The sequence below is a fragment of the Herbidospora cretacea genome, from assembly GCF_001570605.1.
Lineage (GTDB): Bacteria > Actinomycetota > Actinomycetes > Streptosporangiales > Streptosporangiaceae > Herbidospora > Herbidospora cretacea.
In genome coordinates, this window is sequence record NZ_BBXG01000010.1 from 148,071 (window position 1) to 167,174 (window position 19,104).

The window sequence follows — 19,104 nt, forward strand, 5'->3', positions numbered from 1 at the left end:
CCTGACCTCGACGAAGATCGTCGTGGCGGGCGGTTTCGGCGTGGGCAAGACGACGTTCGTCGGCGCCGTCTCGGAGATCCTTCCGCTGACGACCGAGGCCGTCATGACCGACGCCAGCGCGGGGATCGACGACCTCGGGCTCACACCGGAGAAGACGACCACGACGGTCGCCATGGACTTCGGCCGTCTGTCCCTCGATCAGGACCTGATCCTTTACCTGTTCGGAACCCCCGGGCAGCACAGGTTCTGGTTCATGTGGGACGATCTGGTCCGCGGCGCGATCGGCGCGGTAGTGCTGGTCGACAGCCGTAGGCTGGCCGACAGCTTCCCGGCGATCGACTACTTCGAGGAGGCGCAGCTTCCGTTCGTCGTGGCGCTGAATGGGTGGGACGGCGTGTTCCTGCACGTCGAAGACCAGATTCGCGAGGCTCTGTCGCTGCAGCCGCACGTGCCCATCGTGCGGACCGACGCGCGGTCCCGGGAAGCGGTCAAGTCCACCCTGATCACCCTTGTTGAGTACGTACTGACCGTACGGTCCGCATACGGTCGGCAATACTGATCGGGAACTCTCCGCACCTCACAGGGCACATGAGGGCCATCTGTCCCCGGCAGGTGGCCCATGTTTTTGTCCGGATTGCGGTGGTTCGGGATGTTAAGGAGTTGGGGTCCCATTTCAAAGTTGACAGGTTGCTGAAGCATCCTTCAAATCGAAGTGTGAACGTCCAGCTAACAATGTCCTGAAAAGTCTTGATCTGTGTTGATACGTGCTGCAACACTCCCCCTTTGGTCTGCCCCCCAGCAGGCCCTTCGGCAAAATCAGAAGGAGTAGCGGTCGTGTCCCGAACCCGGCACACCCGTCACCTGCCGGCTGTAGTCACCGCCGCCGGCCTTGTCCTCGCCCTGGCCGCGTGCAACGGTGGCGCGAGCAACACCACGGCCGAGGGTGGCACCGCCGCCGCGCCGAGCGCCACTGCGGCTCAGCTCGACCCGAACGCCGACCTGACGAAGCAGAGCGTCACCATGACGATCTGGGACGGCTACAGCCCGCCCGACCTTGTGGACCGTGTCAAGGACAAGCTCGGCTTCACCGTCGAGAAGGCGATCCACGACACCAACGAGACCGCCATGGCCAAGATCACCGCCAGCGGCGGCGAGGGCTTCGACGTGGCGTTCGTGTCCGGCCAGTACGCCCAGGCCCTCAACGAGGCCGGCCTGCTGGAGCCCCTGCACAAGGAGCTGATCCCGAACCTCGCGAACCTCTACCCCGAGGCCTCGAACCTGTCCTACGACAAGGGCAACAACTACTCGGTCCCCTACACCTGGGGCACCACGGGCATCTGCTACCGGAGCGACCTCGTCAAGCCGGCTCCGACCAGCTGGCGGGATCTTCTCGAGCCGAAGCCGGAGTACGAGAAGAAGATCACCCTGATGACCACCGAGCGCTGGCTCGCGCTGCCCGCCCTCAAGGCGCTGAACCAGTCGATCAACACGACCGACGACAAGGTGATCGGCGACGCGAAGAAGCTGCTGGAGGCCGCCAAGCCCAAGCTCCTCGCCTTCGACGACACCACCTTCGGCGAGAAGGTCGCCAAGGGCGAGGCCGTCATGGCCGAGGCCTGGGACGGCTGGTGCCCCACCGGCGAGCCCAACGTGGCGTTCGTGGTGCCGAAGGAGGGCAGTGACCTCTGGGTGGACACGATGGTGGTGCTGAAGGCGTCCAAGAACAAGGAAGCCGCCCACGCGTTCATCAACTTCATCCTCGACCCGGAGCAGCACGGCTGGGCCGCGCAGAACATCCTCTACAAGGTGCCCAACAAGGCCGCCATGGAGAAGATCCCGGCCGACGTCCTCGCGGCGAACGCGCCTCTGAAGTACACGCCCGCCGACCTGCTGCAGGGCGAGTCGATCATCGACCTGGGCGCCGACTCGGTGAAGTACACCACCCTGTCGACCGACGTCACTGCCGCCCAGTGACGCTGTGACGGCACCGCGGCGGAGTCCCCGGGGGCTTCGCCGCTTTCGCCGTCCCGCTTTGGAACGATCGCCACCGCGAGAGAGAAATCCCCATGTCTGCTGAGAAGCCGCTGACCGTACTGTTCATGCCGGAGAGCGCGTACGGGCCGACCAACAACTGCATCGGCATCGGAGACGTCCTGCGCAACCGCGGCCACCGCGTGGTGTTCGCCGCCGAGGCCTCCTGGAAGGGCAAGCTGACCGCCCTCGGGTTCGAGGAGGACCTGGTCGACCTCGCCCCGCCGGCCGAGGACGCCGAGGAGCAGGACGCGGGCCAGTTCTGGAAGGACTTCATCCGGGACACCGCGCCGGAGTACCGCAAGTCGACCCAGGAGCAGCTCGAGACGGTCACCAAGCCGATCTGGGACGCCCTCGTCGACGGCGCCAAGTACTGCGAGCCGCAGCTCAAGGCCATCATCGAGCGCGTGAAGCCCGACGTCATCGTCGAGGACAACGTCATCGCCTTCCCGGCGCTGGTCACCGCGGGTGTGCCGTTCGTGCGGATCATGTCGTGCAACCCGCTGGAGATGCGCGGCGAGGGCGTGGCCCCGGTCTTCTCGGGTCTCCCGGCCACCGGTGAGGGGTGGAAGGAGTTCTCCGAGGAGTACGAGCGCACCCACCGCGAGCTGTGGACGGCCTTCAACGAGTGGGTCGTCGAGCAGGGCGCGCCGCCGCTCCCGGACCTCGACTTCATCCACGAAGGTGACGCGAACCTCTACGTTTACCCCGAATTCCTCGACTACACTGTCGAGCGCCCGCTCGGGCCTTCGTGGACCCGCCTCGACTCCTCGGTTCGCGAGACGGATGAGGACTTCACGTTGCCGTTCGAGCGCGGCGACAACGCGCTGATCTACTTCTCGCTCGGTTCCCTCGGCTCGGCCGATGTCGACCTGATGCGCCGGGTGATCGACGTGCTGTCACGCACTCCGCATCAGTACATCGTCTCCAAGGGCCCCCTCCACGAGGAGATCGAGTTGGCCTCCAACATGTGGGGCGCCGAGTTCGTCCCGCAGACGAAGATCATTCCGCTGGTGGACCTCGTCATCACCCATGGCGGCAACAACACCACCACCGAGGCGCTCCACTTCGGCAAGCCCATGATCGTGCTGCCCCTGTTCTGGGACCAGTACGACAACGCCCAGCGCGTCGACGAGAAGGGTTACGGCGTCCGGCTGGACACCTACAAGTTCTCCGACGACGAGCTCATCGGCGCCGTCGACCGCCTCCTCGGCGACGCCGCCCTCCGTGCCGACCTCGCGGCGAAGGGCGAGGAGCTCCGCCGCCGCGACGGCCTCCGCGTGGCGGCGGACGTCATTGAGAAGGTCGCGGCCAAGTAATTAGCACCAATCGCACTGGATGTCCGATTCGGCGATCCGAGTGTAATTCGCTGATCTGGTAACAGTGTGTTCCAATTTCTGGTGCCATAGAGGGCAACAGGAGTGACAGGCGAGAGGTTGTAAAAGCCAGTGACAACGCACGACCCGCGAGGTGGCCTCGGCATCGAGGCAGGCGTGCAGGAGAAGGCGGCGCCCGCCCCCGCCGCCAAAGCTCCAGGGGCCGCGTTCCTGCGGCTGGGAAACTGGCGGGTGCGCTCCCGTCTCGTCGCCCTGATCCTGCTCCCGACGGTGGTCGGTGTCATCTTCGCGGCGGTGCAGCTCACCTCCGCGATCAACACCTCCGCCGAATACCGGAGACTGACCGAGGTGTCGCGGCTCGTGGTCCAGCTCGACGGGCTGAACCACGAGCTCGCCAAGGAGCGCGACTACACGGCCTGGTTCATCCAGGAGGGCCGCCGCAACAACCGGTTCGACGAGGTCCAGGAGATCTCCAAGAAGGTCGACGACCTTTCCGGCGAAGCACTTGCCACGCTCCAGTCCCTCGACTCCAGCCACTCCGCCCGCGTGCTCAACCGGGCCGCCAAGATCGCCGGATGGCTCCGCGGTCTGGAGGGTCTGCGCAAGGGTGTCCGTGACAACGACAGCGTGCCCGCCCGGGCGGCCGAGGTCATGTACACCTCGATGATCTCCGAGCTCACCTCGCTCCACGAGGACCTGATCCGCTCCGCCGGCTCCGACGAGCGCCTGTTCGCCGACACCACCGCCCTGGCCGCCCTCACCCGGGCCAAGGAAGACGTCTCCAAGAGCCGCGGCCTGCTCACCATCACCCTGTCGACCAGGCCCACCGCCCGTGGTTACGTCTTCGACTACGACGACCTGTCCGACTTCCTCAGCGCCGGCCGCTCCCAGGACGCCCAGCTCGCCATCTTCCAGAGCGAGGCCTCCCCGGCCGACGCCGCCTTCTACCGCCAGACGGTCAGGGGCGAGATGGCCGAGCGCTCCCACTCGATGCGCGCCGCCGCCCTCGCCCAGCTCCGCCAGTTCAACGGCGCGATCCGTGACCTCGACCGCACCCGCCAGGACGACCTCCAGCGCTGGTTCGACTCCACCTCCGCCACGGTCGACCTCATGCGTGAGGTCGAGAAGCGGGTCGGCGACTCGGTCGTCAACCAGTCGGTCGCCCTCCAGGACGCGGAGCAGCGCAACGCCATCGTCTCCGGCGTGCTGATCGTCGTCCTGCTGCTCGTGGTCCTCGTCATCACCACCCTGGTCGCCGGTTCGCTCACCCGGCCGCTGCGCCGCCTGCGCCGCGAGGCCCTGGAGATCGCCGGTTCGCGTCTTCCCGACACGGTCCAGAAGCTGCGTGAGTCCGGTGAGGCCGCCGACCTGCCCGAGGTCGCCCCCATCGGCGTCACCACCTCCGACGAGATCGGTGAAGTGGCGCGCGCCTTCGACGAGGTCCACCGCGAGGCGATCCGGCTGGCCGGCGACGAGGCCCGCCTGCGGAGCAACGTCAACTCGATGTTCGTCAACCTCTCGCGCCGCACCCAGACGCTGGTGGAACGCCAGCTGTCCCTCATCGACGGCCTGGAGCAGGGCGAGCAGGACGAGACCCGGCTGGGCAACCTGTTCAAGCTCGACCACCTCGCGACGCGCATGCGCCGCAACTCCGAGAACCTCCTGGTCCTCGCCGGCCAGGAACCCGCCCGCCGCTGGGGCCAGCCGGTCCCGATCGTCGACGTCGTCCGCGCCTCCCTCTCCGAGGTCGAGAACTACGAGCGCGTCGCCATCCAGGTGCAGTCGGGCGCGGCCGTCGTCGGTCAGTCCGTCAACGACGTCGTCCACCTCATCGCCGAGCTGGTCGAGAACGCCATCTCCTTCTCGCCGCGCGAGACCCGCGTCACCGTGTCGAGCAACCGCATCGACGGCGGCGGTCTGATGATCTCCGTGAGTGACGTCGGCATCGGCATGACCGGCGAGGAGCTCGGCGCGGCCAACTGGCGCCTGGCCAACCCGCCCGTCGTCGACGTGTCGGTGTCCCGCCGCATGGGCCTGTTCGTGGTCGGCCGCCTGGCCCTGCGCCACGGCATCCGCGTCCAGCTCCGCCAGCAGGACGTCGGCGGTCTCACCGCGATGGTGCTGCTGCCCGAGACCCTGCTCGCGCAGGCGGCCAACGCCTTCCCCGGCGCGCCGCAGCAGCAGGGCGGCCTGCCCACGGGCGGGCAGCCCGCGCTGCCCGGCCCGCAGCAGGGGTACGGCGCCCCCGCCGTCAGCGGCTCGTTCGGGCAGCAGCCCGCGCTGGCCAGCCCCACCCCGTTCGAGACGATGCCGCGCCCCTTCGGCAGCGACGGACCGCCCGACCCCTGGGCGAGCACGACCGGCGGAACCCCCTTCGATGCCTCCTCCTTCGGACAGCTGCCGCAGCGCAACCCGTTCGAGAGCACCCCGAACCCGCTGTCGCCCGCCACGCCGCCCGCCCCGCGCAACCCCTTCGACCAGCCTGAACGCGACCCGTTCGCGCCCGCCCCCGAGCAGGGTTCCTTCGACACCGGGCCGCAGGGCCGGCGGATGTTCGGCGGGGGGCCGAGCCCGACCGACACCGGCCCGTTCGACCGCACCGCGTTCGCCCGCGGCCCGCTCGACAGCGGCGCCTTCGAGCCCCCGGCCGGATACGACCAGCGCGGTGGCTTCGACACGGGCGGCCACGCCCTGGGCGGCCAGAACACCGGTGGTCACAGCACGGGCGGTCTCGGCATGGGCGGCTTCCCCTCGGGCGGCTACCCGGCTCCGGGTGCGAACAACACGCCGTGGCCGGGGCAGACGCCCGGATCCGGCACCCCTGGATGGCCCGGCGGACCGGCCGAGAACGGTTCCTGGCCGGGTACGCCCGCTAACCGCGGGCCCTTCGAACCTGATGTCGACAACACCGGACCGCTGCCCGCGGTCCGGAACTCGCCCCTCGACGAGATCGACGAGTTCCTGCCGATCTTCGCCGCCGTGGAGTCCGACTGGTTCCGGCGTGCGCCGGAGCAGGAGGTCCCCGGCGACGACGAGAGCCCCGGTGAGCGCACCGCGTGGTCGTCCCCCGCGGTCGACGCCGGTTGGCAGGCCGCCCAGGCGGCGGCCGAGCCCTCACTCGGCGGCATCACCTCGTCCGGCCTGCCGAAGCGGGTGCCCAAGGCCAACCTGGTGCCCGGCTCGGCCGAACTGGCCGCGCCCTCGGCTCCCGTGCCGGTGGCTCCCGCGCCGTCGCTGTCGCCCGATCGCGTGCGCAACCGCCTGGCCAGCTTCCAGGCCGGCGTACGGCAGGGCCGCGCGGTGGCGAGGGGAGACATCAGCGAGGAGCAGGGTTGGCCCGGGGCGAACCCCGCCCAGAGTCAGGGTCAAGAGACCGATAAGGATGAGGCATGAGGGAAATGAGCCAGGCCGCTCGCGGCGTCAATTGGCTGATCACAGACTTCGTGAACAACGTGCCCGGTGTGGCGCACACGGTTGTGGTCTCCGCTGACGGGTTGCCCCTGGCGTACTCGGAGGGATTCCCCAAGGATCGCGCCGACCAGCTCGCGGCGGTGGCCGCCGGGCTGATCTCGTTGACGCAGGGTGCCTCGCGGGTCTTCGAGGGTGGAGCCGTAACGCAGACCGTGGTCGAGATGCAGCGTGGGCTGCTTTTGATCATGTCGATCAGCGATGGTTCCTGTCTGGCCGTGCTGGCCGCGGCCGACTGTGACATGGGTCTGGTGGCGTACCAGATGACGCTGCTGGTCGAGCGGGCGGGTCAGGTCCTGACCCCGGCCGTCCGCGCCGAGCTCCAGGCTTCCCACCCGCGTTGATCAAGATGAGGAGGTCGCCGTGGCAGGCGGCTGGACAGGTGAGCCCCCGGCGGAGCAAAGTTCGCTGGTGCGCCCCTATGCGGTGACCGGTGGGCGTACGGCCCCGCGAGTTCAGCTCGCCATGGAGGCGCTCGTCTCCTCTGTCATAGCGGCGCACGTTGATCTGTCGACCATGCCCCCGGAACGGCAGGCGATCGCCTCGCTCTGCCGTCAGGTCAGGTCCGTCGCGGAGATCTCGGCCATGCTGCGCATGCCGCTGGGTGTGACGCGGGTGGTCATCGCCGACATGGCGGCCGAGGGCCTGGTGCAGGTGCACCAGCCGCAGCTCGACGCGGGTAAGCCGGATCTGGGTTTGTTGGAAAGGGTGCTCAGTGGACTTCGCAGGCTCTAGCCGGGGCCTGACCTCGACGAAGATCGTCGTGGCGGGTGGCTTCGGCGTCGGCAAGACGACATTCGTCGGGGCGGTGTCGGAGATCGTGCCGCTCACGACGGAGGCGGTGATGACCGACGCCTCGGAGGGAATCGACGACGTCGGACTGACCCCCCACAAGACCACGACGACCGTGGCGATGGACTTCGGCCGGGTGTCGCTCGACCAGGATCTGATCCTCTACCTGTTCGGCACGCCCGGTCAGCACCGCTTCTGGTTCATGTGGGACGACCTCGTGCGCGGCGCCATCGGCGCCGTCGTGCTGGTCGACACGCGCCGCCTCGCCGACAGCTTCCCCGCTGTCGACTACTTCGAGGAGGCGCAGCTCCCCTTCGTGATCGGCGTCAACGGTTTCGACGGCACCTTCCCCCACGGGGAGAACGAGGTGCGCGAGGCGCTGTCGCTGTCGCCGCAGACGCCGATCGTGCGGACCGACGCGCGGTCGCGTGACTCGGTGAAGAACACCCTCATCGTGCTGGTGGAGCACGCACTGACGATGCGGGTCGCGGTCCCCGGCTGGCAGCGCTGAGCCGGGGACCTCGGTCCCTTTGAACTGCTTTCAGTTGGGTACGGCCTCGATGACGCTGGCCCACCCCGGGAGCGGCAGGATCCGCGCCGTGGTGAGGCCGCTCTTCTCCAGCAGCGTCTGATACTCGGCGGGCGTGCGCTCCATGCCGCCGCCCGAGAGCGACAGCATCCGGATGTCGCCGTCCTTGCCCACGTGGGGCGAGTCGTCGTCGCTCAGCACGATCTCCAGGATCAGCACCCGCCCGTCGGCGGGCATGGCCGCCCGGACGTTGCGCAGGATCCGCACGCTGTCCTCGTCGCTCCAGTTGTGGATGACGTTGGCCAGCAGGAAGACGTCGGGCCCGCTCGGGATGTGGGCGAAGAAGTCGCCGACGACGAACTCGCAGCGGTCGGCCAGGCCGGCCTCGGTGAGCGCGGCCTCGCCGTTGGACAGCACCCGCTCCAGGTCGAACAGCACGCCGTGGAGGTGCGGGTTGGCCTTGAGCAGCGCGGCCAGGATGTGCCCGCGCCCGCCGCCCAGGTCGACGACCTTGCGGGCGCCGCTCAGGTCGTAGTTGTTCGCGAGCCCGGCCGCGAAGGGTTCGGCGCGGACCGTCATGTAGTGGTCGAACAGCACGGCGACCTCGGGGTTGCGGCCGACGTACTCGTAGACGTGGCCGAACTTCTCCTTGAAGACGCTGCTGCCGGTCCGGACCGTCTCGGGCAGCTGGCCCATGGCGTACCAGAAGGCCTCCTGGTTGACCATGCGCACGGCCGAGCGCACCGAACCCGGCACGTCCTCGCGCAGGAGGTGGCCCGACTCGGTGAGCTCATACCCTTCGGGGACGGTACGCAGGAAGCCCATCGACGCCACCTCGCGCAGCGTCCGGGCCAGCGACAGCGGGTCGGCCCCGCAGCGCTGGGCCAGCACGTCGGCCGTCAGCGGGCCGTCGGCGAGGTGGTCGGCGCAGCCCAGCTCCGCCATGGTGGCGAGGGCGGCGAAGCGGGAGATCCCGTAGATCGCATCCCATACCGGGGCGGCCGGATCGTTCTGGGTCACCTGGTCTCCACTCCATATCCGTAACCGTGGGTGTTTCCGTGGGTGTTTCTCTGTGGGGTGATGCCGCGGACGAGACGGCCGACCTCGGCGCGGAGCCGGACGAAGGCGTCGAGTTCGCGGGTGTGGATCTGGTCGCGCGGCCCGGGAAGCTGGACGGGCAGGTCGCCCACCACCGTCCCTGGGGCCTTGCTGAGCACCACGACGCGGTCGCCGACGTAGACGCTCTCGTCGACGTCGTGGGTGATCAGCAGGATGGTCATGCCGTGGTGGGCGCAGACGCGGAGGGTCAGGTCCTCCAGTTCCTCGCGGGTCTGCGCGTCGACCGAGCCGAAGGGCTCGTCCATCAGCAGCAGTTTCGGCTGGTAGGCCAGCGCGCGGGCGATGGACACCCGCTGCTGCATGCCGCCGGACATCTCCCACGGGAACTTGGCGGCGGCGCCGGCCAGCCCGACCTGCTCCAGGGCGTTCATGGCGGCGGCGTCGCGCTTCTTCTTGTCCAGGCCGCGGCGGCGCAGCGGCAGGCCGACGTTGGCCAGCGCCGACATCCACGGGTAGAGCGAGCGGCTGTAGTCCTGGAAGACGACGGCGAGGTTCTCCGGGCTGCCGTCGACGGGCTTGCCGTCCAGCAGCACGGTCCCGCCGGTGGGTTTGATCAGCCCCGCGATCGACCGCAGCAGGGTCGACTTGCCGCAGCCCGATGGCCCGACGATGCAGACCACCTCACCCTGGGCGACCTTCAGGTTGACGCGGTCGATGGCGCGGTAGGAGCCGTAGTTGTGGCCCAGATCGACTAACTCAAGCACCGGATCTTCCTAAACGGTTCGCCTGGCGTGGGCATGCCAGGACAGGACGCGGCCCTCGGCGACGAGGAACAGGGCGTTGAACAGCAGGCCGAGCACACCGAGCAGGACGATGTGCGCCCAGACCCCGGCGTAGTCGTAGGACTGCTGCGCGTAGAGCAGGCTGTAGCCGATGCCGCTGTTGCTGCCGACCAGCTCAGAGACGACCATCAGGATCAGCGCCAGCGACAGGCTCAGCCGGAGACCCGCGAAGATCTTCGGCATGGCGGCGGGGAGGATGACGCGGCGGAGGATGTCGTACCGGCTGAACTGGAAGACCCGTGCGGTCTCCAGGAAGCCCTTGTCCACCGCCCGGACGCCGTCGGTCGTGTTGACCAGCACCGGCCAGATCACGCCGAAGACGATGACGGCGAGCTGGGTGGCGGTGCCGATCTCGAACAGGGCGAAGAAGATGGGCACCAGCAGCGGTGGCGGCAGCGCGCGCAGGAACTGCAGGACCGGGTCGGCGTAGTCGGCCACGCCGCGGATCCGCCCCAGGGCCACCCCGAGGGCGACGCCCAGCACGCCGGCGATCACCCAGGCCAGCAGCAGCCGGCCGAGGCTGGGCCCGAAGGTCTCCAGCGCCCTGTCGGTCAGCAGCAGCTGGGAGGCCGGGCCGCTCAGCCACATGGCGTGGAACTGCTCCACGATCCTCGTGGGGGGAGGGAAGAACGGTGAGACGGTCGCTCTGGTGACCAGTTCCCACACGATCAGCGTCACGGGCACGATCCACAACCGGAGCACGCCGAAAGTCGCTCGTCTCACGTGGCGCCCTCCGTCCGGGCCCGGTGCCAGCGGAACAGCCGGTTCTCCCCGGCCACGAGCAGCGCGTTGACCAGGATGCCGAACAGCCCGACCAGGATGGTCGCGCCGATCATCAGGTCCAGGCGGTTGCCGCTGGCCGCGATGGTGATGAAGACCCCGATGCCCTCGATGCCGCCCGCGATCAGCTCCGACGTCACGACCAGCACGATCGCGACCGAGGCGGCCAGCCGGATGCCGGTGGCGATGAACGGCGCCGCGCCCGGCAGCACGACCCGGTAGGCCACCGAGGCGGGCCCGAAGCCGAAGCTGCGCAGGGTCTCCTTGGCGAGGGGGTCGACGTCGCGCACCCCGTAGATGGTGTTGACGAGCACGGGCCACAGGGCGGCGTACACCGCGACCGTGATCCGCATGTTCGTGGTCTCCGAGAACATGAGGATGACCAGCGGGATCAGCGCGACCGACGGAATCGGCCGGAGGAACTCGATCAGCGGCCGGACCGCCACCTCGGCGGGCCGGACCATGCCGAGCAGCAGCCCGGCCGGCACGGCGATCGCGATCGTCAGTGCCAGGGCGAGCGCCCACGTGGTCAGGCTCGACCACGCGCTCACCAGGAACTCGGGGTCGGCGAGAAGTTCGCCGGCCCGCAGCAGGACGGTGGAGACGAGGGGCAGCCTCTCGGTGTCCCACGCGCCCAGGCGTCCGGCCGCCTCCAGAACGACGAGCAGCCCCGCGGTCCCGATGAGACCGCGGAGCAGACCCGCCCCGTTCAACTTCGGCACGTCGTCACTGCGCGGCGGCGGTCGGCGCCATCAGCGCCTTCACGTCGAACCCGGCCGGGATCATCTTGTACTCGGTCAGCGTGTCGGCGACGCGCTGGAGGCGGGCCTCGCTGAGCGAGGTGGAGTAGGTGCCCAGCGCGATGACGGCCGCGGTGGCGGCGTCGATCTTGGTGTACTTGGGCAGCGCCTCCTCCACGACCTTGCGGTCGGAGGCGGCGAGGTTCTGCGCCTTGGCCAGGGCGCGCTGGAACGCGGCGACCGTCTTGGGGTTCTCGGTGGTGAACTTGTCGGTCATCACCCAGCCGGCGATGGGGAAGTTCTCCAGCGGACCGGCCATGCTGTCGGCGACCTTCTTGGCGCCGGCCTTGGCGTTGGCCGAGATGAACGGCTCGGCGACCCAGATGGCGTCGACGGTGCCGGTCTCCAGCGCCGCGCCCATGTCGGGCAGCGGCATGGGGACGTACTGGTTCTCGTTGATGGTGACGCCGGCGACCTTGGCGGTCGCGGTCACCGCGAGGGTGCCGATCGCGTTGAGGGTGTTCACGGCGATCTTCTTGCCGGCCAGGTCGGCGGCGGTGTTGATCGACGTGTTGTCACCCTTGGTCATGATGACGAAGTTGTCCGGAGCGGCCTGGTAGCTGTCGGCCACCACCTTGAATTTGCCGGCGCCGGCCTGCTGCGCGAGGAACAGCGCGACGTAGTTGCCGAGCATGGCGTCGAGCTGGCCCGCGACGAGCTTGGGCGTGGCGGCGGCGCCACCGGTCTCGACGGAGATCTTGACGTCGAGGCCCTCTTCCTTGAAGAAGCCCTTGTCCACGGCGATCTGGATCGGCGCGGCGTCGGGCACGGCCACGACACCGATGGTCAGGGCGGCCTTCTCCGGGCCTCCCGTGGCGCTGGTGCCGCCGGTCTCGGGCTCGCCGGTACCGCAGGCCGAAAGAGTCAACGCAGCCACTACGCCGAGGATGAGCGTAGGGCCCGCAAAAAGGCGCCTCATAGGTGGAGTCTCCTTAGATGGGGGAGTCACACCCGCCCATGGCCGAAGATCGCGGGGCCCGGCGGGCGACGGCGAAGACTGTAGCGGTTCGAAATCACCATCAACAGGAATAAGAGCACTATGTCACCAAACTTGTAAATAAATAAGGCCCTGTAACTTTTGTACACCAAAGGTGTCGTGTGTCCGTTTGGACCGGTCCAGCAATCTTCTGACCTGAGTTCCTGGATTCGATCACGCTGTGACCAGCAGTCCGGTAACTATGCGGTAAATGGTCACCCTTGGAACGGGCCAAAACCAATGTGGCTATTGGTAGAGCTACGAGTCATATGCTCCAATTGCCCCTGGCTTATGGGAGGTATCCCGAAGAAAATTGAAATTTCTTTATCGGAAGGGTGCGGCCTGTGAGGACGGCAACGATCGAGCGTGATCACCGCACCGCGCCCGAGGCTCCGCCGGAGCCCCCGAGGGAACCGGCCGGACATCGGGACACGACCTCCAATCGGATGGCGTTGCACAACTGGCGGGTCCGTAACCGCCTCATCGCACTGATCATGATTCCGACCGTCGCCGCGGTCGTTCTCGGCGCCATGCGCGTCATCAGCGCGGTTACCAGTGCCGCGGAATATCAGCGAGTGAGTGATATCGCAGCGTTCACCGGAACGCTTGGTGAGCTCGTCCATGAGCTCGAACTGGAACAGAGTTTGACTAGCCGGTACGCATCCGGCAATCGCACCAATGAGTCCGAACTTAACCTGATCGACGCACAACAGGCCAAAGTGGACTTAGCTGCGGAGAAAGTGCAGGACCGCGTCCCCGAGATCGCGGATTCGCTCGGTGACCTCGGCAAGGAGAAACTGACCCGGGTCGACGGCCGGCTCAGCGAACTGCCCAACCTCCGCGAGGTCACCGTCAAGTCCGACCTCCTGGCGCTGCCGACGATCGAGAAGTACTCCCTCGTCATCGGCGACCTCCTGCGCTTCTACGAAGAGGTCGCCCAGGGCGGCACGGACGAGGCCATCGACGGCACCAGCACCGCGATGACCGCGCTGGCCCGCGCCAAGCACGAGCAGTCGACCATGCGAAGCCTGCTCGACGTCGGCATCAAGAAGCGCAGCTTCACCCCCAACGAGCTCGACGCCCTGACCGCCGCGCGCAAGCGGTTCGAGAGCGAGATCAGCGCGTTCCGGCTCGCGGCCACCCCGGCCGAACGCCAGCTCTACGCCGACACGGTGACCGGCTCCCAGATCGACCAGGCCGAGTTCCTGCGGGGCTCGGCCATGGAGCGCATCCGCCTCGACCGGCAGATCGTCAACCTCGACGGCACCCCCGGCGACGACTCGAAGGTGTGGTTCGAGGCCAGCAGCTTCGGCATCAACCGCATGTACGAGGTCGAGAAGGCCCTGGACAAGTCGATCATCGACCAGGCCGACGCGCTGGCCGCGTCCGACCAGCGCGGCGCCCTCGTCAACATCCTGATCGTCGTGGTCATCCTGGCGCTGGTGCTGCTCATCACCACCGGGATGGCGCGCTCGCTGACCACGCCGCTGCGCCGGCTGCGGTCGGAGGCGCTGGAGATCGCCGGGCACCGGCTGCCCGACCTCGTCCAGCGGCTGCGTGAGACCGACGCCTCCGCCCAGGACTCCCCGCCGCACGTCGCCCCCATCGGCGTCAGCGGCGCCGACGAGATCGGTGAAGTGGCGCGGGCCTTCGACGAGGTCCACCGCGAGGCGGTCCGGCTGGCCGGCGACGAGTCCCGGCTGCGCAGCAACATCAGCGCGATGTTCGTCAACCTCTCCCGCCGCACCCAGACGCTGGTGGAACGCCAGATCGCCCTGATCGACGGCCTGGAGCAGGGTGAGCAGGACGAGGCGCGGCTGGGCAACCTGTTCAAGCTCGACCACCTCGCGACGCGCATGCGCCGCAACTCGGAGAACCTCCTGGTCCTCGCGGGCCAGGAGCCCGCCCGCCGGTGGAGCCAGCCGGTGGAGGTCACCGACGTCGTGCGCGCCTCCCTGTCGGAGGTCGAGGGCTACGAACGCGTCGTCATCAACGTGCCCGGCGAGGTCTCGCTGGCCGGTCAGGCCGTCAACGACGTCATCCACCTGCTCGCCGAGCTGGTGGAGAACGCCATCTCCTTCTCCGCGCGCGACACCCGCGTCATCGTCTCGGGCAACCGGATCGACGGCGGGGGAGTGATGGTGTCGGTGACCGACTCCGGCATCGGCATGAACCCCGACGAGATCGGCGCCACGAACTGGCGGCTGGCCAACCCGCCGGTCGTCGACGTGTCGGTGTCCCGCCGCATGGGCCTGTTCGTGGTCGGCCGGCTCGCGCTGCGCAACGGCATCCGCGTGCAGATAAGGAATCACGACGGCGGCGGCCTCACCGCGATGGTGCTGCTGCCCGAATCGCTGATCGCCTCCGCGCCCAACGCGGTGCAGCAGTCCCAGCACTACAACACCGGCGGGTACGCCCCCACCTGGTCCCCCAAGGCCCAGATGACCCAGGGGCCCGCGGACACCACCGGCGGCTGGGGCGCGCCGCAGCTCGGCGCGCCGGGCGCACGGCCCGCGCTGCCCTCACCGGGTCCGCTCGGCCCGTCGACGGGGCCCTACCAGAGCCCGTCCCCGGCGCCCGTCCAGCACACGGGCCCGCATTACGCGGCCCCGCAGCACACCGGACCCCAGCACACGGGTCCCCAGCAGCACATCGGCCAGCAGCACACCGGTCCGCAGCACACCGGTCCGCAGCACATGGGCCAGCAGCACACGGGCCCGCAGAACTCGCTGTTCGGACCGCCTCCCCGGCAGCAGGCCCCCCTCCAGGGGCCGAACGGCGCGCCCGGCGGGCAGCCGCCCACCATGTTCGGGCCGCCGCCGCCGATGCAGCAGCAGCCCGGCGGGCCGCTGCCCCGGCGCAGGTTCGACTCGGCGCTGGGCGGCCTCTCGGGGCTGTCCGAAAGGGACGCCGACGTCACCGGCCCGCTGCCGGCCGTCAGGGAACCGGCGGGACAGGACCGTCCCGAGGAGTTCCTGCCGATCTTCGCCTCGGTGGAGTCCGCGTGGTTCAAGAAGCCCGAGGACGACACCAAGGTCGAGGAGGTCTGGAAGGAGTCGAAGGCCGACTCCGCGTGGGGCGTCGCCGCCCAGCAGCCCCAGTTCGAGGCCAGCACCTCAGCCGGCCTGCCCAAGCGCGTACCCAAGGCCAACCTGGTTCCCGGCTCCGCCGAGCCGAACCGGCAGGCGGCCGTGTCACCCCCGCCGTCCCTCTCTCCCGACCGCGCCAGAAGCCGGCTCTCCAGCCTCCAACACGGAGTACGCCAGGGCCGTGCCGTGGCCCGGGGTGAGATCAGCGAGGACGAGGGTTACTCAGGAAGAGGGGAATGACCAGCGTGAGAGAGATGAGCCAGGCCGCCAGAGGCATCAACTGGCTGATCAACGACTTCGTCCTGTCGGTGCCGGGCGTCGCCCACACCGTCGTCGTGTCGGCCGACGGCCTGCCGTTGGCCTACTCGGACGGTTTCCCGAAGGACCGCGCCGACCAGCTCGCGGCGGTCGCGGCCGGGCTCATCTCGCTCACCCAGGGCGCGTCCCGGGTGTTCGAGGGCGGCCCGGTCACCCAGACCGTCGTGGAGATGCAGCGGGGCCTGCTGCTGATCATGTCGATCAGCGACGGCTCCTGCCTCTCCGTGCTCGCGGCGGCCGACGCCGACCTGGGGCTGGTGGCGTACCAGATGACGCTGTTCGTCGAGCGTGCCGGTCAGGTGCTCACTCCCGCGGTCAGGGCCGAACTCCAGGCCTCCAACCCGAGGAGATGACCATGGACTCGTGGGGGCCGCCGCCCTACGGGGGCGGCCAGCCGCCACCGCGGCCAGCCGAGCCGGCGTCGCCGGTCCGCCCGTTCACCGTCACCGGCGGCCGGACGACGCCACGCATGCAGCTCGCGCTGGAGGCGCTGGTGTCGTCGGCCACCTCGCTGCAGCACGACCTGTCCCAGCGGCCGCCGGAGTACCGGGCGATCAGCTCCCTGTGCCGTCAGGTGCGGTCGGTGGCGGAGGTGTCGGCGCTGCTGCACATCCCGCTCGGGGTGATCCGCGTAGTGATCGCGGACATGGTCGCCGAGGGCCTGGTGCACGTGCACCAGCCGCAGTTGGACGCCGGGATGCCAGATTTGGGCTTGTTGGAAAGGGTTCTCAGTGGACTTCGACGTCTATAGCCACGGCGGCGGCGCGAGCCGCGGCCTGACCTCGACGAAGATCGTCGTTGCGGGTGGCTTCGGGGTGGGCAAGACCACCTTCGTCGGGGCGGTCTCCGAGATCGTCCCGTTGACGACCGAGGCGGTGATGACCGACGCCTCCAAGGACATCGACGACGCGAGCCTGACGCCCAACAAGACCACGACCACGGTGGCCATGGACTTCGGGCGGGTGTCCCTGGACGAGGACCTGATCCTCTACCTGTTCGGCACGCCCGGTCAGCACCGTTTCTGGTTCATGTGGGATGATCTTGTACGGGGTGCGATCGGCGCCATCGTCCTGGTGGACACCCGGCGGTTGGCCGACAGCTTCCCCGCGGTCGATTATTTCGAGGAGGCGCGCCTCCCGTTCATTGTGGGCATCAACGGCTTCGACGGCCGCTACCCCCATGCCGAGGACGAGATCAGGGAGGCCCTCACCCTCTCCGCCCACGTCCCGCTCGTCCGCACGGACGCCAGGTCCCGCGAATCGGTGAAGACCGCCCTCATCACGCTGGTGGAGCACGCCCTCACCTCGCGTGTGGGCGGCCCTCGCTGGTGAGCGGATAGGCTTGGGAGGCCGGGGGTAGTCCCCTGATCCACGACGATTCCCTTCGAGGCTGGCCAATCACGTGTTCGAGACGCTTTCCGACCGGCTGACTTCGGTCTTCTCCTCACTCCGGTCCAAGGGCAGGCTTTCCGACGCCGACATCGACGCGACCTGCCGTGAGATCCGCATCGCCCTGCTCGAGGCAGACGTCGCGCTGCCGGTGGTCAAGGACTTCGTGGCCCACGTCAAGGAGCGGGCCCGGGGGGTCGAGGTCTCCCAGGCGCTGAACCCGGCGCAGCAGGTCGTGAAGATCGTCAACGACGAGCTGATCGAGATCCTCGGCGGCGAGACCCGCCGCCTGCGCCTGGCCAAGACCCCGCCGACGGTCATCATGCTGGCCGGCCTCCAGGGCGCCGGTAAGACCACCCTGGCCGGCAAGCTGGCCCGCTGGCTGCGCGACCAGAACCACGCGCCGCTGCTGGTGGCCTGTGACCTCCAGCGCCCCAACGCGGTCCAGCAGCTCTCGGTCATGGCCGAGCGCGCCGGTGTCGCCGTCTACGCGCCCCAGCCGGGCAACGGCGTCGGCGATCCGGTCGAGGTGGCCCGCCAGTCGATCGACCACGCCCGCCGCCAGCAGCACGACGTCGTCATCATCGACACCGCCGGCCGCCTGGGCATCGACCAGGAGCTGATGGCCCAGGCCGCCCACATCCGCGACGCGGTCAGCCCCGACGAGGTGCTGTTCGTCGTCGACGCCATGATCGGCCAGGACGCCGTGACCACGGCCCAGGCGTTCATGGACGGGGTCGGCTTCGACGGCGTCGTGCTCACCAAGCTCGACGGCGACGCCCGGGGCGGCGCCGCCCTGTCGGTGCGCCACATCACCGGCCGCCCGATCATGTTCGCGTCCACCGGTGAGAAGCTCGAGGACTTCGACGCCTTCCACCCCGACCGCATGGCGGGCCGGATCCTCGACATGGGTGACATCCTCACCCTGATCGAGCAGGCGCAGCGGACGTTCGACGAGGCCGAGGCCGCCAAGATGGCCGGCAAGCTGGCCTCGGGCGACGACTTCACCCTCGACGACTTCCTTGAGCAGATGATGATGGTCCGCAAGATGGGCCCCATCAAGAACCTGCTCGGCATGATGCCCGGCATGGGGCAGATGCGCGACCAGATCAACCAGGTCGACGACAAGGACCTCGACCGGGTCGCGGCCATCATCCGCTCGATGACCCCGGGCGAGCGCGCCGAGCCGAAGATGATCAACGGTTCACGCCGGGCCCGCATCGCCCGCGGTTCGGGGGTGAGCGTCACCGAGGTCAACAACCTGGTGACCCGCTTCTTCGAGGCGCAGAAGATGATGAAGCGCATGTCGCAGGGCATGGGCATCCCGGGCATGCCGGGCGGCAAGCGCAACCAGAAGCAGGCCAAGCCGAAGAAGGGCCGGCGCGTGAGCGGCGACCCGCGCAAGGCCGGCCTGGCCAAGGAGCCCGCCGCCGACACACCGGTCAAGCCGGCGGGCGGCATGCTGGGCAACCTCACGCCGGGCAAGCTGCCCAAGGGGCTGGAGCTGCCGCCGGGGTTCGACCCGTCGAAGTTCAACCTGCCCGGGCAGAAGTAGCCGCTTCGATCTGGCAGAATGTCATGTTGGAACATCGTGGTCCGGCGGGCGCCCTCTAATCCCCGCGTTCCGCGCCTGTCCCTGGAGTGGCCGCCACCTCGTGCCCCACTCGATGTGACGCCGCTCATCCATTTTTGAAG

At 68.8% G+C, this 19,104-nt stretch carries 17 protein-coding genes; 12 read left to right on the forward strand and 5 right to left on the reverse strand.

Annotated elements, in window-relative coordinates; genetic code table 11:
- Position 1: 1 nt before the first annotated feature.
- The 7 genes from AW270_RS21670 (at position 2) to AW270_RS21700 (ending at position 8,139) form a co-directional block, all read left to right on the forward strand.
- Entirely contained in the window at positions 2 to 559 is a 558-nt protein-coding gene (locus AW270_RS21670; protein ID WP_061297025.1) for a GTP-binding protein, read from the forward strand.
- Positions 560 to 834: 275 nt separating this feature from the next.
- On the forward strand, positions 835 to 1,974 hold the full coding sequence (locus AW270_RS21675; RefSeq protein WP_082801731.1) for a polyamine ABC transporter substrate-binding protein: 1,140 nt from the start codon (positions 835 to 837) through the stop codon (positions 1,972 to 1,974).
- Positions 1,975 to 2,066: 92 nt separating this feature from the next.
- Positions 2,067 to 3,350 (forward strand): glycosyltransferase, encoded by a 1,284-nt coding sequence (locus AW270_RS21680; protein WP_061296949.1) that lies wholly within the window; start codon positions 2,067 to 2,069, stop codon positions 3,348 to 3,350.
- A gap of 129 nt (positions 3,351 to 3,479) precedes the next feature.
- Positions 3,480 to 6,761 carry a nitrate- and nitrite sensing domain-containing protein gene (locus AW270_RS21685; protein ID WP_082801732.1) on the forward strand — a complete coding sequence of 1,094 codons (3,282 nt, stop codon included), beginning with the start codon at positions 3,480 to 3,482 and terminating at the stop codon, positions 6,759 to 6,761.
- Entirely contained in the window at positions 6,758 to 7,180 is a 423-nt protein-coding gene (locus AW270_RS21690; protein ID WP_061296951.1) for a roadblock/LC7 domain-containing protein, read from the forward strand. Before AW270_RS21685 ends, AW270_RS21690 begins: the two co-directional genes overlap by 4 nt.
- A 19-nt stretch (positions 7,181 to 7,199) precedes the next feature.
- The gene (locus tag AW270_RS21695) at positions 7,200 to 7,571 is read left to right on the forward strand and encodes a DUF742 domain-containing protein (RefSeq protein ID WP_061296952.1); all 372 of its coding nucleotides are present in this window, start codon (positions 7,200 to 7,202) and stop codon (positions 7,569 to 7,571) included.
- A gap of 7 nt (positions 7,572 to 7,578) precedes the next feature.
- Positions 7,579 to 8,139: a GTP-binding protein gene (locus AW270_RS21700; protein WP_061297027.1), complete on the forward strand. Its 561-nt coding sequence runs from the start codon at positions 7,579 to 7,581 to the stop codon at positions 8,137 to 8,139.
- A 30-nt stretch (positions 8,140 to 8,169) separates the two neighbouring features.
- On the opposite strand, the gene AW270_RS21705 is transcribed toward AW270_RS21700, so the two are convergent.
- Genes AW270_RS21705 through AW270_RS21725 form a run of 5 tightly spaced genes read right to left on the reverse strand, consistent with a single transcriptional unit; the run spans position 8,170 to position 12,515 of the window.
- On the reverse strand, positions 8,170 to 9,177 hold the full coding sequence (locus tag AW270_RS21705; RefSeq protein WP_061296953.1) for a methyltransferase: 1,008 nt from the start codon (positions 9,175 to 9,177) through the stop codon (positions 8,170 to 8,172).
- Complete coding sequence (locus AW270_RS21710; RefSeq protein WP_061296954.1) at positions 9,174 to 9,980, reverse strand: ABC transporter ATP-binding protein; 807 nt, start codon at positions 9,978 to 9,980, stop codon at positions 9,174 to 9,176. Before AW270_RS21710 ends, AW270_RS21705 begins: the two co-directional genes overlap by 4 nt.
- A gap of 9 nt (positions 9,981 to 9,989) precedes the next feature.
- Positions 9,990 to 10,781, reverse strand: coding sequence for an ABC transporter permease (locus AW270_RS21715; protein WP_157522372.1), 792 nt, complete (start codon positions 10,779 to 10,781; stop codon positions 9,990 to 9,992).
- Positions 10,778 to 11,560, reverse strand: a complete 783-nt coding sequence (locus tag AW270_RS21720; RefSeq protein ID WP_245674797.1) for an ABC transporter permease — start codon at positions 11,558 to 11,560, stop codon at positions 10,778 to 10,780. The genes AW270_RS21715 and AW270_RS21720 overlap by 4 nt, the downstream gene beginning before the upstream one ends.
- 4 nt (positions 11,561 to 11,564) lie before the next feature.
- Positions 11,565 to 12,515, reverse strand: coding sequence for an ABC transporter substrate-binding protein (locus tag AW270_RS21725; protein ID WP_245674798.1), 951 nt, complete (start codon positions 12,513 to 12,515; stop codon positions 11,565 to 11,567).
- Positions 12,516 to 13,144: 629 nt separating this feature from the next.
- Between AW270_RS21725 and AW270_RS21730 the strand changes: the two genes are divergently transcribed.
- The 5 genes from AW270_RS21730 to ffh all read left to right on the forward strand — a co-directional run bounded on the left by AW270_RS21730 (position 13,145) and on the right by ffh (position 18,964).
- Positions 13,145 to 15,943 (forward strand): nitrate- and nitrite sensing domain-containing protein, encoded by a 2,799-nt coding sequence (locus tag AW270_RS21730; protein WP_245674799.1) that lies wholly within the window; start codon positions 13,145 to 13,147, stop codon positions 15,941 to 15,943.
- Entirely contained in the window at positions 15,940 to 16,374 is a 435-nt protein-coding gene (locus tag AW270_RS21735; RefSeq protein WP_061296958.1) for a roadblock/LC7 domain-containing protein, read from the forward strand. Before AW270_RS21730 ends, AW270_RS21735 begins: the two co-directional genes overlap by 4 nt.
- A 2-nt stretch (positions 16,375 to 16,376) precedes the next feature.
- A complete protein-coding gene (locus AW270_RS21740; RefSeq protein WP_061296959.1) occupies positions 16,377 to 16,772 on the forward strand; it encodes a DUF742 domain-containing protein in 396 nt (131 codons plus the stop codon).
- A 25-nt stretch (positions 16,773 to 16,797) separates the two neighbouring features.
- The gene (locus AW270_RS21745; RefSeq protein ID WP_061297029.1) at positions 16,798 to 17,352 is read left to right on the forward strand and encodes a GTP-binding protein; all 555 of its coding nucleotides are present in this window, start codon (positions 16,798 to 16,800) and stop codon (positions 17,350 to 17,352) included.
- 70 nt (positions 17,353 to 17,422) lie between these two features.
- The gene (ffh, locus tag AW270_RS21750) at positions 17,423 to 18,964 is read left to right on the forward strand and encodes a signal recognition particle protein (protein WP_061296960.1); all 1,542 of its coding nucleotides are present in this window, start codon (positions 17,423 to 17,425) and stop codon (positions 18,962 to 18,964) included.
- The last annotated feature ends 140 nt before the right edge of the window (positions 18,965 to 19,104 follow it).

Bases quoted from the DNA above. Each gene is read 5' to 3' on its own strand.
- AW270_RS21680 (WP_061296949.1), top strand. From the start codon at position 2,067: ATGTCTGCTGAGAAGCCGCTGACCGTACTGTTCATGCCGGAGAGCGCG.
- AW270_RS21690 (WP_061296951.1), top strand. From the start codon at position 6,758: ATGAGGGAAATGAGCCAGGCCGCTCGCGGCGTCAATTGGCTGATCACA.
- AW270_RS21730 (WP_245674799.1), top strand. From the start codon at position 13,145: ATGCGCGTCATCAGCGCGGTTACCAGTGCCGCGGAATATCAGCGAGTG.
- AW270_RS21735 (WP_061296958.1), top strand. From the start codon at position 15,940: ATGACCAGCGTGAGAGAGATGAGCCAGGCCGCCAGAGGCATCAACTGG.
- AW270_RS21740 (WP_061296959.1), top strand. From the start codon at position 16,377: ATGGACTCGTGGGGGCCGCCGCCCTACGGGGGCGGCCAGCCGCCACCG.